We start from the raw sequence: 13,473 nt of genomic DNA, 5'->3' as shown, positions 1-13,473 counted from the left end.
TCCAACCTAGCCCCTACCCGAGCCGCGAAGCGGGGACCCCAACGAGACGCAGCACCCACTCGCGGGGAACGGTGAACGCCAAGGACCGGCGGGGATAGGTACGTCAGGCCGCCACGGTAGCGGTCTGTGCCGCCGGTTCCAATGCCTGCGCGACGATCTCCGCCACATCGGTCATCGGTTTGACCTCGAGCGCCTCGAGCACCTCGGCCGGCACATCGTCCAAGTCCGGCTCGTTGCGCGCCGGGATGAAAACCGTTGACAAACCGGCACGTTGGGCGGCCAGCAGCTTCTGCTTGACACCGCCGATCGGCAGCACCCGGCCGTTCAGCGTGACCTCGCCGGTCATGCCGACATCCGAGCGGACCTGACGTCCGGTGGCCATCGACACCAGCGCGGTGACCATCGTGACCCCGGCCGACGGACCATCTTTCGGCACAGCACCGGCGGGCACGTGCACGTGGATGCGCCGGTCGAGCGACTTGGGGTCGACGCCGAGTTCGGCGGCGTGCGAGCGCACGTAGGACAGCGCGATCTGCGCCGATTCCTTCATCACCTCACCCAGCTGGCCGGTCAATTGCAGACCCGACTCACCCTCGGTTGCCCCGGCTTCGATGTAGAGCACGTCGCCGCCCAGCCCGGTAACGGCCAGACCGGTCGCCACGCCGGGCACCGCGGTGCGTTCGGCCGACTCCGGGGTGAACCGCGGCCTGCCAAGGTAATCGACCAGATCGGGCTCGTCGATCGTCACCGGTTCGTCGGCGATCTTCGTGGTGACCTTGCGCAGCGCCTTGGCCAGCAGCCGCTCGAACTGCCGAACACCGGGCTCGCGGGTGTAGTCGGCGGCGATCTTGCGCAGCGCGGCGTCGGTGACTGCGACCTCCTCGGCGGTCAGCGCCGCCCGCTCCCGTTGCCGGGGCAGCAGGTACTCGCGTGCTATGGCGACCTTGTCGTCCTCGGTGTAGCCGTCGATAGCCACCAGCTCCATGCGGTCCAGCAGCGCCGACGGGATGTTCTCAATCACGTTGGCGGTGGCCAGGAACACGACGTCGGACAGGTCGAGGTCCAGATCCAGGTAGTGGTCGCGGAACGTGTGGTTCTGCGCCGGGTCCAGCACCTCGAGCAGTGCCGCGCTCGGGTCGCCGCGATAGTCGGAACCGACTTTGTCGATTTCGTCCAGCAGCACAACGGGATTCATCGATCCCGCCTCGCCGATCGCGCGCACGATCCGACCGGGCAATGCACCGACGTAGGTGCGCCGGTGCCCGCGGATCTCGGCCTCGTCGCGCACGCCGCCCAGCGCGACGCGCACGAACTTGCGGCCCAACGCCCTGGCCACGCTCTCGCCCAGCGAGGTCTTACCGACCCCGGGCGGACCGGCCAACACCATCACCGCGCCAGAGCCTCGGCCGCCGACGACTTGCAGCCCACGCTGGGCCCGCCGCGCACGCACGGCCAGATATTCGACGATGCGGTCCTTGACGTCGTCCAGGCCGTGATGGTCGGCGTCCAGGATGCCCCGCGCCGCGGCGAGATCCGTCGAATCCTCGGTGCGGACGTTCCAGGGCAGGTCCAACACGGTGTCCAGCCAGGTGCGAATCCAGCCGCTTTCCGGGCTTTGGTCGCTGGAGCGTTCCAGCTTGCCGACCTCTCGCAGCGCGGCCTCGCGCACTTTCTCGGGCAGGTCGGCGTCCTGGACGCGGGCGCGGTAATCATCGGAACCGTCGGGCTCACCCTCGCCCAGCTCCTTGCGGATGGCGGCGAGCTGTTGGCGCAGCAGGAACTCCTTCTGCGTCTTCTCCATGCCGTCGCGCACATCCTCGGCGATCTTGTCGTTGACTTCGACTTCGGCCAAGTGGTCGCCGGTCCAGTCGATCAGCACGCGCAGCCGCTCGGCGACGTCGACGGTTTCCAGCAGCTGGCGCTTTTGCACGTCGGTCAGGTACGAGGCGTACCCCGACGTGTCGGCCAGCGCGGACGGGTCGGTCAGGCTGTTGACGTAGTCGATGATCTGCCACGCCTCGCGCCGTTGCAGCATCGCCAGCAACAGCTTCTTGTACTCCGCCGCGAGCGCCTTGACTTCGTCGGTGGGGTCCACGTCATCGACATCGGTCACCTCGACCCACAAGGCCGCGCCGGGGCCGGAGGCTCCCGCGCCGATCTGCGCCCTGCGTTCGCCCCGCACGACGGCGGCGGTACCACCACCGCCGGGGATCCGCCCGACCTGGAGAACCTTCGCGATCACGCCATGGGACGCGTAGCGGTCCTCCAGCCGGGGCGCGATCAGCAGTTCACCTGATTCGCTGGCCTGGGCTGCGTCAATGGCCGCCCGCGCGGCATCGTCCAGGGCAATCGGCACAACCATTCCGGGCAACACGATCGTGTCGGTAACGAACAACACCGGCACTGATTTAGCTTCAGACATCTTTTCTCCAAAGGTTTAGTCTGTTGCGCTCAACCTTTGCCGGATGGTTTTTGTTCCCGACGGACCTCGGACGTGCGGTGTGACCTGGGTCAATTAGCGGAGGCGCGCTGGCGGGCCCGGAAAGCCTGGACCTTCACCTTGTTGCCGCAGGTCGCCATCCCGCACCAGTGGCGGTTCTTGGCTCGCGAGGAATCGACGTAGAGCAGCGAGCAGTTCGGGTGGGCGCACCGTTTGACGTTGCCGATTTCGGGACCCGCGAGCAGGTCGAGCAGGTCCGCGGCCAGGCTGGCGAGTAGTTGCGACGCGGTGCCCTCGCGACTCGTAGTGCCGTTGGGCAGCAGCCGGGGAGTCAGCTGAGGTTGCGACGCGTGCATGTTCAGCAGTTCGACGTCAGCCGCTTTTGGCTCGCGGTCGTCGAGTCGGGCGGTGACCGTCCGGTAGATCGCTTCGCGCACCTCGATCGCGGTGCCGAGATCGTCGTCGGTGACGTCGATTCCAATATCTACCAGCCCCGCCGCAACGGCCCATTCCGATAGCACTGCAGGTTCGGTCAACCGCTCCTCGCGTGAGGTGTTGCGATGTTTCATCGTGCCCGCGAAGTTGAGGCACGCCCGGCCGCATACGAACCTGAATTCCACGTAACCACCTTGGCAGGTTTCAGGACCGCCCGCAACCGATCCGCTGACTTACTCGACCGGAGCAAGCCGCCGCAGCTGCGTCACATGCGCGGCTGAAAGCTCCTCGAGACACGTCACACCCAACAACCGCATCGTCCGGAGCACCCCGGTCTCCAGGATTTCGATAGCTCGGTTCACACCCGCTTCGCCACCGGCCATCAGCCCGTAGAGATAGGCCCGCCCCACCAGCGTGCACCGTGCCCCCAGCGCGATCGCTGCCACGATGTCGGCGCCCGACATGATGCCGGTGTCCACCAGGATCTCGGTGTCCTTACCGACCTCGCGCGCCACCGCAGGCAACAAGTGGAAGGGCACCGGGGCCCGATCTAGCTGGCGGCCACCATGATTGGACAACACGATGCCGTCGACGCCGCGCTGCACCACGGCGCGCGCGTCATCGAGCGTCTGAATGCCCTTGACCACGAGCTTGCCGGGCCATTGGTCCTTGATCCAGGCCAGGTCGTCGAAGGTGAGGCTGGGATCGAACATCGTGCTCAGGTACTCGCCGACGGTGCCCGACCACCGATCCAGCGACGCGAAGGCCAGCGGCTCGGTGGTCAGCAGATCGAACCACCACTTCGGGTGCGGCAGCGCGTCCAGCACGGTCCGCAGCGTCAGCGTGGGCGGGACGGTCATCCCGTTGCGGTTGTCGCGAAAGCGCGCGCCGGAGACCGGAACATCGACAGTGGCCAGCAGGGTGTCGAAACCGGCATCGGCGGCACGCTGCACCAGCGCCATCGAGCGTTCCCTATCGCGCCACATGTACAACTGAAACCATTTGCGGCCCTGCGGGACAGCGGTGACCAGGTCTTCGATCGCGCAGGTGCCGAGCGTGGACAGCGAAAACGGAATGCCGGCTTTGGCCGCCGCCGCGGCGCCGGCGATCTCACCTTCGGTGTGCATCAACCGGGTGAATCCGGTCGGCGCGATCCCGAACGGTAAGGCGACCGGCTGACCCAGCACATTCCACCCTGCTGTCACGTTGCTGACGTCGCGCAGGATTGTCGGGTGAAACTCGATGTCGCGGAAGGCTTGTCGGGCGCGCGCGATCGACAGTTCGTCCTCGGCCGCACCGTCGGTGTAGTCGAATGCCGCCTTGGGGGTGCGGCGTTTGGCGATGTGTCGCAGATCGTCGATCGTGAATGCGGCGTCGAGCCGGCGCTTGGTCGCGTCAAACTGCGGCCGCTTGAACTGCAGCAGCGGCGCGATGTCGCGGGCTTTGGGCATGCGTCGTTTGACGGCCATGTATGCCACCGTAGTCATATGGACTCGGCAGACGACCCCTTCGATCTGACACGTTTCGTTGTCGCGCAAGCTCCGGTCTACGACACCGTCGTCGAGGAGTTGCGCGACGGACGAAAACGCGGTCACTGGATGTGGTTCGTCTTCCCGCAGTTGCGCGGCTTGGGCAGCAGCCCGACGGCGGTGCACTACGGCATCTCGTCATTGCAGGAGGCCCGCGCCTATCTGGGGCACGAGCTGCTGGGGCCGCGCTTGCACGAGTGCGCCCAACTGGTCAATCAGGTGCAAGGCCGTTCGATCTCGGCGATTTTCGGTTCACCCGACGATCTCAAGCTGCGTTCGTCGATGACGCTGTTCGCACTCGCCACCGACGACCGCCAGGACTTCACCACACTGCTGGACAACTACTACCGCGGTGAGCAGGACCCACTGACGCTGGCCCGGCTGCACGACTAAGCGGGCCGCAGGATTCGCCAGCCGTGCGGCTCGACGGTCACCTCGTCGACGACCTCGCCGGGTGGGGCCGCGGATCCGGCGACCACCTCGACGCGCGCCGGGCCCAATTCCGGCAGCACCAGCCGCAACGGCTTGTCGTCGATGTTGAGCGCAACCAACAGCGCATCGTCGCCGCTGCGCGTCTCGTAGACGTAGTGCTCGTTGGCCAGCCGCAGCGCAGTGGTGGTGGCCGCGCACAGCCAGGGATGCCGACGGCGCAGCCCAATCAGGAATTGGTGAAGTTGCCACATCTCGGCACCGAAGTCGTCCAATTGCAATGGGGGAGTGGCGAACTCCGGGCGTACGGCGTCATCGCCGCCGTACCGCTCCTCTTTGACAGCGCGGAATCCGAACTCGTCACCGGCGTACACGCTGGGCACACCGCCGATCGTCAACAGCAGGACCAGGGCGTGCGGCAGATGATCGACGTTTTCCAGTCGGCTGGCGATGCGGGTGACGTCGTGATTGCCGACGAACGTCAACGGCGCGAAGCTGGCCAAGAACGTGCTGTGCCGCTGCAAGGCCCAGTCCAGCTCGAAGAAGTTGCCGTCGTTGAGGCTGCTCCAGATGGCTTTCCACAGCTCGTACTGGGTGGCCGAGTCGAACGTCGCCTCCTCGACGATCGCCGCGTAGTCGCCATGGATTAGTTCGCCGACGAACCAGGCGTCGGGATGGCGCTCGCGCACTTTCGGTAGCGCCTTCGCCCAGAATTGTTGTGGCACGGCATAAGCCGCATCCAGCCGCCAGCCGTCCGCGCCTCGCCGCAACCAGTGCGCCATCACGTCGACGACGTAATCGACGACGTCGGGGTTGTCGTGGTTGAGGGTGATGAGTTCGGAATGCCCCTCGAAGGTATGAAAACGACCGGGGCGCCCGCGAAACCAGCGCGCCGCCGCATCGTCGTGTGTCGCTTCGCGATGTCGCGGGAAGTCGACACCGACATGGTTGAACACGCCGTCCAGCAGCACCCGCAAGCCGCGGCCATGCGCCTCGGCGACGAGATAGTCGAAATCGGCGTCGTCACCGAGCCGGGGGTCAATTCGGAAGTGATCCGTGGTGTCGTAACCGTGTGTGCGCGAGGCGAAGATGGGCCCCAGCGCAATTCCGGATGCTCCCAGCTCGATGGCGTGATCGAACCACTCGACGAGCCGCCGCAACCGGTGCTCGTCCCGATCCGCCCGCGTCGATCCCTCGGGCGTGGGAAACGCTCCCACGAAGCCCAAGGGATAGACCTGCCACCAGATCGCGTGCAGAACCCAGGACGACGTCATACGCGAGTCAAGAAGCGATCAGCCGACGCTTGCCAGTGTTTCGGCGGTGGTGATCGCCTGGGCCACACCGGAAACGATCGCGGCGGCCTTCAGCGCTTCCAAAATCACTTCGCGTTCCACACCGGCCTCACGAAGTGTGTGCTCATGGGCGACGACGCAGTGCGAGCACCCGTTGATCGACGACACCGCGAACGACCACAGTTCGAAGTTCGCCTTGTCCACGCCCGGGTTGCCGATGATGTTCATCCGCAATCCGGCGCGCAGGTCGTCGTACTTGCCCTCCAGGAACCCGCGGCCACGGTAGAACACGTTGTTCATGCCCATGATGGACGCGGCTCCAAGCGCCGCCTGGTACGCCTCGGCAGACAGATTGTCTGCGGCCTCGGCCCCAATCTCAGCCAGCACCTGGGTGTTTCGCGTTGCCGCGGCACTGGCCAGCAGGGTGCCCCACAACTGCTCGTCGTTCAGCACGGTGGTGCGGGTGATCGAGCCGAGGTTGAGCTTGAGATCCTTGGCATACTCAGGCAGCGCGTCCTTGAGATTCTCTACGGTCATTTCGCCTCCAATGCCTATATCGGGGCCTCGATTACGCCGAGGCCTTGAGCAGTTCGCCGGCATCCAGGGTCGGGTCGCCCTTGCGCCAGTTGCAGGCACATAGCTCGTCGGATTGCAGAGCGTCCAGGACCCGCAGCACTTCGTCCACGTTACGCCCCACGGATCCTGCGGTCGCCGAGACGAATTGGATTTCGTTGTTGGGGTCGACGATGAAGGTGACGCGGTCAGCGACGCCGTCGTCATTGAGCACTCCGGTGGCCAAGGCGAGCTCGCGCTTGATGTCCGAGAGCATCGGGAACGGCAGCTTCTTGAGGTCCTCGTGCTGGGCGCGCCACTGGAAATGCACGAATTCACTGTCAACCGAGACGCCGAGCACCTGCGCGTCGCGATCCTCGAACTCGTCGTTCAGCTTGCCGAACGCGGCGATCTCGGTCGGGCAGACGAAGGTGAAGTCCTTCGGCCAGAAGAAGACGATCCGCCACTTGCCCGGGTAGTCGTCGCTGGAGATGGTCCTGAAGTAGTCCTCGGGTTGTGTCGCGTCGACCTTCGACAGGTCGCCGCCGATCAGCCCGGTCAGCTCGTAGGCGGGGAACTGGTCGCCGATCGTAAGCAATGACATATCCGCTCCTTATCTGGATTAAGTCAAGATTAAGTGTCTTCCACCATGGTGCCGGGAGCGGCGTCTGAAGTAAAGGTGATATATCGCACTATACTTATTGCCATGACCGATAAGAGTTTTCAGCCGACCCTCGCCGGGCTGCGGGCCTTCACAGCGGTAGCTGAGAGGCATCATTTCGGTAGTGCCGCAACGGCTCTCGGTGTCAGCCAGTCGACGCTCTCGCAGGCGCTGGCGGCGCTGGAGACCGGCCTGGGCGCCCATCTCGTCGAGCGTTCGACGCGGCGTGTCCGCTTGACGCGCGAAGGTACGCACCTCCTGCCGCTCGCCCAAGCCGTGGTCGAGGCCGCGGAGGCGTTCACCGCCGCCGTGGCGGGGACGTCGGATCCACTGCAGGGCACGCTGCGGCTCGGCATGATCCCCACGGTGGCGCCCTACGTGCTGCCCACCGTGCTGGCCGGACTCTCCAGTCGCCTTCCCGCGCTGACGCTGCGGGTGATCGAAGACCAGACCGAACGCCTGCTGGCGGCGCTGCGCGGCGGTGCACTGGACGCGGCCCTGATCGCACTGCCCGCCGACCCCAGCGGGATCACCGAAGTCCCGATCTATGAAGAGGATTTCTTACTTGCGGTACCGCCCGGGCACCCACTCTCAGGCAAGCGCCGGGTGCCGGTATCGGCGTTGTCGGACTTGCCGTTGCTGCTCCTGGACGAGGGCCACTGCCTGCGCGATCAGGCTCTGGACGTCTGCCAGAAGGCGGGGGTCCGTGCTGAACTCGCCGATACCCGGGCCGCATCGCTGGCGACGGCGGTGCAATGTGTGACCGGCGGGCTGGGGGTGACTTTGATCCCGCAGAGCGCTGCGCCGGTGGAGGCCGCGCGAAGCCAGCTCGGGCTCGCGCAGTTCGCCACTCCACGCCCCGGTCGACGAATCGGCCTGGTGTTCCGGTCCTCTAGCGGCCGCGACGAATCCTATCGGCGGCTCGCCGGCATCATCGGGGAGTCGATCGGCAGTGAACAGCAGGTTCGTGTGGTCAAATAGCGGCACTGCAGGGCCGGCCCCGACGGTAGGTTCACCCCTATGGAAAAGGTGATCGCGGTGCTGATGCGCGCCGACGCGGACGACGATTGGTGTGCCCGCCAACGGGGCCCGGTGGCGGATGCGCTGTTGGGCCTGGGCCTGCCCGGGTTGGCTGTCAATGTCCGCGACGGCGCGGTGCGGCACTCGCTGATGACGCTGACGACCATGGACCCACCGGCCGGTGCCGTGGTGAGCATGTGGACGCAGCAGTGCTACGGCGAACAGATGACCGCGGCGCTGGCTCTGCTCGAGGCCGAATGTGAGCAGCTCGCCGCCTACCTGGTGACCGAGTCGGTCCCGCTGGCCGCTCCGGTCGGCGAGCCTGGTTCTCGCACAACGGGTTTAGCGAACATCGCGCTGCTCCGCCGGCCCCCGGACATGGACCAGGCGACCTGGCTCACCCGTTGGCAGCGCGACCACACCTCGGTGGCCATTGAGACACAGGCGACGTTCGGCTATACCCAGAACTGGGTGGTGCGGGCGCTGACTCCCGACGCGCCGGGAATCGCGGGCATCGTCGAGGAGTTGTTCCCCGATGAGGCGGTCACTGATCTGAAGGCGTTTTTCGGGGCCGCCGACGATGACGACCTACGGCACCGGCTGGGCCGGATGGTCGCCAGCACGACTGCATTCGGCGCTAACGAGAACATCGACACGGTGCCAACCAGCCGCTACGTGTTCAAGGCAGCTTTTAGAACGTGAGGATCGCAGATGACAACACTCAACGACGCGGTGGCGCTGGCGGCAGGGGAAAGCGGACTGGCGGTGATCTCGACCGTTCGTGCCGATGGAACCGTGCAGGCGTCGCTGGTCAACGTCGGACTGTTACCGCACCCGGAAACCGGTGAAATGGTCCTCGGTTTCACCACCTACGGCAAAGTCAAACTCGCCAATCTCCGGGAGCGCCCGCAACTGGCCGTCACGTTCCGCAACGGCTGGCAGTGGGCGACCGTCGAGGGACGCGCCGAACTGGCCGGCCCCGATCACTCGCGGCCGTGGCTTGCCGACGCCGAGCAGCTGCGACTCCTGCTTCGCGAGGTCTTCACCGCCGCCGGCGGATCCCACGACGACTGGGACGAGTACGACCGGGTGATGGCATCCGAACGCCGCGCCGTGGTGCTGATCGCGCCAACTCGCGTCTATAGCAACGGGTGAGGTCAGGCCGGCGACGGCGCGACGTTAGGCTGCAGCGGTGACGCTGCTGATCGACGACACCAATCGGGTACGCACCCTGACGCTGAACCGGCCCGAGGCGCTCAACGCTTTCAACGAAGCGCTCTACGACGCCACCGCCGAGGCGCTGTTGGCCGCCGCCGACGACCCGGAGATCGCGGTCGTGGTGCTGACCGGGACCGGCCGCGGCTTCAGCGCCGGCACCGATCTCGCCGAGATGCAGGCGCGCATCACCGACCCCGCCTTCGCTCCCGGCAAACACGGATTCCCGGGCATGATCGACGCGCTGAGCGCGTTTCCCAAGCCGCTGATTTGCGCCGTGAACGGCGTAGGGGTGGGGATCGGCGCCACCATCCTCGGCTACGCGGATCTGGCGTTCATGTCGACGACGGCGCGGCTGAAGTGTCCGTTCACCAGCCTGGGCGTGGCCCCCGAGGCGGCCTCGTCCTATCTGCTGCCGCAGTTGGTGGGGCGGCAGAACGCCGCGTGGTTGCTGATGTCCTCGGAGTGGGTTGACGCGCAAGAGGCGTTGCGGATGGGCCTGGTCTGGCGGGTCTGCAATCCCGAGGAACTGCTGCCCGAGACCCGTCGATATGCCGAAATCCTCGCCTCCCGGCCGGTTTCGAGCTTGATGGCGGTCAAACACACGATGACCGAACCGATTCGGCCGGAAATCGCGGCCGCAACGGCGCGGGAAAACGCGCACTTCGCCGAGCTGATGGGCGCGCAGGCCAACGCCGCGGCCTTGGCCGATTTCGCGGAGCGAAAGCAAAACTGAAGTACTGAACCAAAAGGAATTGACGAAACGCGGTGCGACCCTGCGCCGCTAGAGCGACGCCGCAGATTCTAGCTCGCTGTCGACTTGTTGCGACGCGGCGATGATCGCCCGAAGCGTACGACGGCACCGCCCGCAGTCGCCGCCGGCACCACACGCCGCGGCCAGCTCCTTGGAGGTGGAGGCGCCACGGGCCACGCACTCGGCGACGGTGTGATTGGTGACGCCCACGCACAGGCATACGTACATCAGCGCACGTCCCATCCACGAGCAGTCACCCGAACAGGCCTCACGTTAAGGGAGTCTAACCTAAGTAGGTTAGACGATCCTAACTACTCGCCGTGCTGCCATTCTCGCTAGTGAGCGCAGCCATACCTTGCTGGAAGATTAGAAATTTGCGTGGCAAAGTGCTGCTACGGCCGGCATGGTGCGCTCCCGCCCAGCCCACCTGCCGCGCTCCGACATGACAGCCCTGACACCGGAGGAGTGATCATGCAAGGGGATCCGGACGTTTTGCGTCTGCTCAACGAGCAGCTGACCAGCGAATTGACCGCGATCAACCAGTACTTTCTGCATTCCAAAATGCAGGAGAACTGGGGCTTCACCGAGATAGCCGAGCACACACGTGCGGAGTCCTTCGACGAGATGCGTCACGCCGAGGCCATCACCGACCGCATTTTGCTGCTGGACGGCCTGCCGAACTACCAGCGCCTCTTCTCGTTGCGCATCGGCCAGACGCTGCGCGAGCAATTCGAGGCCGACCTGGCAATCGAGTACGAGGTTCTGAACCGCCTCAAGCCCGGCGTGATCATGTGCCGCACGAAAGAGGACAGCACGAGCGCGTTCCTGCTGGAGAAGATCATCGCCGACGAGGAAAACCACGTCGACTATCTCGAGACCCAGCTCCAGCTGATGGAGAAGCTGGGCGAACCGCTCTACTTGGCGCAGTGCGTTTCCCGGCCGCCGGGCTCTATCGCGTAGTACTGGCACGCAGCAACTAACCCGCGGCGCGGTTGCCGCGGGTTGACCCTGGGCACCCGTTAGCATCGAACGCCGACGGGAAGGCAGGCATGACGAGCCCGAGAGCAGCATCCACCGCAGCAACCCAGGCCAATCCCGCGGTGGATCCCGCAGCCGGCAGCGCGCTCATCACCCCGCAACGCCGAAACCTGATCTTCGTTGCGATCGTGCTCGGGATGCTGCTCGCAGCGCTGGACCAGACCATCGTCGCGACCGCGTTGCCGACCATCGTTGCCGACCTGGGCGACGCCGGTCATCAATCCTGGGTCGTCACGAGTTACCTGCTGGCGTCGACGATCGTCACCGCGCTGGCCGGAAAGCTCGGCGATCTGTTCGGCCGCAAGCGCGTATTTCAGTCCGCCATCGTGTTCTTCGTGATCGGGTCGGTGTGCTGCGGGCTGGCCCAGTCGATGGGCATGCTGGTGGCATCGCGGGCCCTGCAGGGAATCGGCGGCGGCGGGATCACCGTCACGGCCAGCGCTTTGATCGGTGAGGTTGTCCCGCTGCGCGAGCGCGGCCGCTACCAGGGCATCCTGGGCGCGGTCTTCGGTGTCACGACGGTCGTCGGGCCGTTGTTGGGGGGCTACTTCACCGATTACCTGACCTGGCGGTGGGCGTTCTGGGTGAACGTACCGATCTCGGTGCTGGTGATCTTCGTTGCCGCTGCAGCCATTCCGGCGCTGGCCTCGTCCGCCAAGCCCGTCATCGATTACGCGGGAATCGTGTTGGTCGGTGTGGGCGCCGCCGGCCTGACGCTGGCGACCAGCTGGGGCGGCACCCTCTACCCGTGGGGTTCGCCGACGATCATCGGTCTGTTCGTCGGCGCCGGGGCGGCGCTCGCCGCATTTGTCTGGGTCGAAAGCCATGTCTCGCAACCGATCCTGCCGACTCGGCTGTTTGCCAGCCCGGTGTTCACGGTGTGCTGTGTGTTGTCGTTCGTCGTCGGTTTCGCGATGTTGGGCGCCATGACCTTTCTGCCCACCTACATGCAGTACGTCAACGGCGTCTCCGCGACGACGTCGGGACTGCGCACCCTGCCGATGGTGGTGGGGATGCTGATCACCTCGACCGGCAGCGGCACTCTGGTCGGCAAGACCGGCCGGTACAAGATTTTTCCCGTGACCGGCACCGCGCTGATGGCCCTGGCGTTTCTGCTGATGTCGCGGATGACCCCGTCGACCTCGGCCCTCGTGCAGTCGCTTTACCTCGTCATCCTGGGCGCAGGCATCGGTTTGTCCATGCAGGTGCTGGTACTCATCGTGCAGAACACCTCGAATTTCGAGGATCTCGGTGTCGCCACCTCGGGCGTGACGTTCTTCCGCACCATCGGCAGTTCGTTCGGCGCCGCGATTTTCGGTTCGCTGTTTTCCAACTTCCTCAAGAGCCGGATGGGTGCGGCCCTGGCGGCCAGCGGCGCGTCGCCCGAAGCCGTCAGTTCACCGGGGGCCCTGCATCACCAGCCACATAACGTGGCCGCCCCCATCGTGGCGGCCTATTCGGAGTCGCTGAGCGAGGTGTTTTTCTGGGCGGCGCCGGTCGCGATGCTCGGCTTCGTCCTCGCGTTGTTCCTGCGTGAGATCCCACTGCGCGACATCCACAACAGCGCAGTCGATCTCGGCGACGGATTCGGGATGCCTACCACCGACACTCCGGAAAGGCTGCTGGAGAACGCAATTGCGCGCATGCTGCGGGGCGACCCGGGGGTGCGGTTGCGCAGCATCGCGATGCGGCCCGACTGTCGCCTCGACGTGGCCGGACTATGGGGCGTGATGCGGATCTACCGCTTCGGGCAGATGTACGGTACGGCCCGTCTCAGCGACATCGGCGAGTCCATGCGGATCCCATTCGAAGTCCTGGAACCCACTTTCGGACGCCTGATCTCCAGCGGCTACGCGCAGCGCAACGGCGATCAGATGTGGCTGACTGCGGCGGGAGGCCAGCAGGTCGACTACGTCTACTCGTTGCTGCTGGCCTGGATTGTCGACAAACTATCCCGTTCGCCCAGCTACCAGGGCCGTCCGGACCGCCACGAAGTCGAAATCGCGCTGCAGCACATCGCCCACCGCGTTCTGGCCCAACGTGATTGGCCTGACAACGCGCCCGCCACCGCCCGGCTGCCGGCCGGCACCGGCGGCAGAACCTAGAAC

14 protein-coding genes are annotated in these 13,473 nt (G+C 65.7%); 7 read left to right on the top strand and 7 right to left on the bottom strand.

The genetic code is table 11. The features are described from left to right. Positions 1-103: 103 nt before the first annotated feature. The 3 genes from lon to ACZY0B_RS10230 form a co-directional block, all read right to left on the bottom strand. Positions 104-2,422: an endopeptidase La gene (gene lon / locus ACZY0B_RS10240; RefSeq protein ID WP_463763985.1), complete on the bottom strand. Its 2,319-nt coding sequence runs from the start codon at positions 2,420-2,422 to the stop codon at positions 104-106. A gap of 89 nt (positions 2,423-2,511) precedes the next feature. Beyond that, entirely contained in the window at positions 2,512-3,060 is a 549-nt protein-coding gene (locus ACZY0B_RS10235) for a CGNR zinc finger domain-containing protein (RefSeq protein ID WP_463763984.1), read from the bottom strand. Between the two features lie 48 nt (positions 3,061-3,108). Beyond that, positions 3,109-4,344, bottom strand: coding sequence for an alpha-hydroxy acid oxidase (locus ACZY0B_RS10230; RefSeq protein ID WP_463763983.1), 1,236 nt, complete (start codon positions 4,342-4,344; stop codon positions 3,109-3,111). An 18-nt stretch (positions 4,345-4,362) separates the two neighbouring features. On the opposite strand from ACZY0B_RS10230, the gene ACZY0B_RS10225 reads away from it, so the two are divergent. Beyond that, entirely contained in the window at positions 4,363-4,797 is a 435-nt protein-coding gene (locus ACZY0B_RS10225; RefSeq protein WP_463763982.1) for a DUF1810 domain-containing protein, read from the top strand. On the opposite strand, the gene ACZY0B_RS10220 is transcribed toward ACZY0B_RS10225, so the two are convergent. Genes ACZY0B_RS10220 through ACZY0B_RS10210 form a run of 3 tightly spaced genes read right to left on the bottom strand, consistent with a single transcriptional unit; the run spans position 4,794 to position 7,281 of the window. Beyond that, a complete protein-coding gene (locus tag ACZY0B_RS10220) occupies positions 4,794-6,107 on the bottom strand; it encodes an alpha-amylase family glycosyl hydrolase (RefSeq protein WP_463763981.1) in 1,314 nt (437 codons plus the stop codon). The genes ACZY0B_RS10225 and ACZY0B_RS10220 overlap by 4 nt on opposite strands. 18 nt (positions 6,108-6,125) lie before the next feature. Next, on the bottom strand, positions 6,126-6,662 hold the full coding sequence (locus tag ACZY0B_RS10215) for an alkyl hydroperoxide reductase (protein ID WP_463763980.1): 537 nt from the start codon (positions 6,660-6,662) through the stop codon (positions 6,126-6,128). A gap of 31 nt (positions 6,663-6,693) precedes the next feature. Beyond that, positions 6,694-7,281: a peroxiredoxin gene (locus ACZY0B_RS10210; RefSeq protein WP_463763979.1), complete on the bottom strand. Its 588-nt coding sequence runs from the start codon at positions 7,279-7,281 to the stop codon at positions 6,694-6,696. Positions 7,282-7,383: 102 nt separating this feature from the next. On the opposite strand from ACZY0B_RS10210, the gene ACZY0B_RS10205 reads away from it, so the two are divergent. From ACZY0B_RS10205 to ACZY0B_RS10190, 4 genes are read left to right on the top strand one after another with little or no spacing between them, the layout of a single operon-like run. Further along, a complete protein-coding gene (locus tag ACZY0B_RS10205) occupies positions 7,384-8,319 on the top strand; it encodes a hydrogen peroxide-inducible genes activator (protein WP_463763978.1) in 936 nt (311 codons plus the stop codon). 39 nt (positions 8,320-8,358) lie between these two features. Continuing rightward, positions 8,359-9,060, top strand: a complete 702-nt coding sequence (locus tag ACZY0B_RS10200; RefSeq protein ID WP_463763977.1) for an EthD domain-containing protein — start codon at positions 8,359-8,361, stop codon at positions 9,058-9,060. A 9-nt stretch (positions 9,061-9,069) separates the two neighbouring features. Next, positions 9,070-9,513 (top strand): PPOX class F420-dependent oxidoreductase, encoded by a 444-nt coding sequence (locus ACZY0B_RS10195; protein ID WP_463763976.1) that lies wholly within the window; start codon positions 9,070-9,072, stop codon positions 9,511-9,513. 37 nt (positions 9,514-9,550) lie between these two features. Continuing rightward, positions 9,551-10,309 (top strand): enoyl-CoA hydratase/isomerase family protein, encoded by a 759-nt coding sequence (locus ACZY0B_RS10190; protein ID WP_463763975.1) that lies wholly within the window; start codon positions 9,551-9,553, stop codon positions 10,307-10,309. Positions 10,310-10,357: 48 nt separating this feature from the next. On the opposite strand, the gene ACZY0B_RS10185 is transcribed toward ACZY0B_RS10190, so the two are convergent. Next, positions 10,358-10,555 (bottom strand): (2Fe-2S)-binding protein, encoded by a 198-nt coding sequence (locus ACZY0B_RS10185; RefSeq protein WP_463764045.1) that lies wholly within the window; start codon positions 10,553-10,555, stop codon positions 10,358-10,360. A gap of 243 nt (positions 10,556-10,798) precedes the next feature. Between ACZY0B_RS10185 and bfr the strand changes: the two genes are divergently transcribed. Continuing rightward, on the top strand, positions 10,799-11,287 hold the full coding sequence (bfr, locus tag ACZY0B_RS10180; RefSeq protein WP_463763974.1) for a bacterioferritin: 489 nt from the start codon (positions 10,799-10,801) through the stop codon (positions 11,285-11,287). Between the two features lie 89 nt (positions 11,288-11,376). Beyond that, a complete protein-coding gene (locus ACZY0B_RS10175; RefSeq protein WP_463763973.1) occupies positions 11,377-13,470 on the top strand; it encodes an MDR family MFS transporter in 2,094 nt (697 codons plus the stop codon). The last annotated feature ends 3 nt before the right edge of the window (positions 13,471-13,473 follow it).

The organism is Mycobacterium sp. IDUB_19 (genome assembly GCF_055419445.1).
This window is presented reverse-complemented; position numbering and strand designations above follow the sequence as displayed.

What these genes read in the sequence shown, in the direction of transcription:
- ACZY0B_RS10175 (WP_463763973.1), top strand. Translation starts at nt 11,377, where the DNA reads ATGACGAGCCCGAGAGCAGCATCCACCGCAGCAACCCAGGCCAATCCC.
- ACZY0B_RS10210 (WP_463763979.1), bottom strand. Translation starts at nt 7,281, where the DNA reads ATGTCATTGCTTACGATCGGCGACCAGTTCCCCGCCTACGAGCTGACC.
- bfr (WP_463763974.1), top strand. Translation starts at nt 10,799, where the DNA reads ATGCAAGGGGATCCGGACGTTTTGCGTCTGCTCAACGAGCAGCTGACC.
- ACZY0B_RS10185 (WP_463764045.1), bottom strand. Translation starts at nt 10,555, where the DNA reads ATGTACGTATGCCTGTGCGTGGGCGTCACCAATCACACCGTCGCCGAG.
- ACZY0B_RS10195 (WP_463763976.1), top strand. Translation starts at nt 9,070, where the DNA reads ATGACAACACTCAACGACGCGGTGGCGCTGGCGGCAGGGGAAAGCGGA.
- ACZY0B_RS10225 (WP_463763982.1), top strand. Translation starts at nt 4,363, where the DNA reads ATGGACTCGGCAGACGACCCCTTCGATCTGACACGTTTCGTTGTCGCG.
- ACZY0B_RS10230 (WP_463763983.1), bottom strand. Translation starts at nt 4,344, where the DNA reads ATGGCCGTCAAACGACGCATGCCCAAAGCCCGCGACATCGCGCCGCTG.
- ACZY0B_RS10205 (WP_463763978.1), top strand. Translation starts at nt 7,384, where the DNA reads ATGACCGATAAGAGTTTTCAGCCGACCCTCGCCGGGCTGCGGGCCTTC.
- ACZY0B_RS10220 (WP_463763981.1), bottom strand. Translation starts at nt 6,107, where the DNA reads ATGACGTCGTCCTGGGTTCTGCACGCGATCTGGTGGCAGGTCTATCCC.
- ACZY0B_RS10200 (WP_463763977.1), top strand. Translation starts at nt 8,359, where the DNA reads ATGGAAAAGGTGATCGCGGTGCTGATGCGCGCCGACGCGGACGACGAT.
- lon (WP_463763985.1), bottom strand. Translation starts at nt 2,422, where the DNA reads ATGTCTGAAGCTAAATCAGTGCCGGTGTTGTTCGTTACCGACACGATC.
- ACZY0B_RS10215 (WP_463763980.1), bottom strand. Translation starts at nt 6,662, where the DNA reads ATGACCGTAGAGAATCTCAAGGACGCGCTGCCTGAGTATGCCAAGGAT.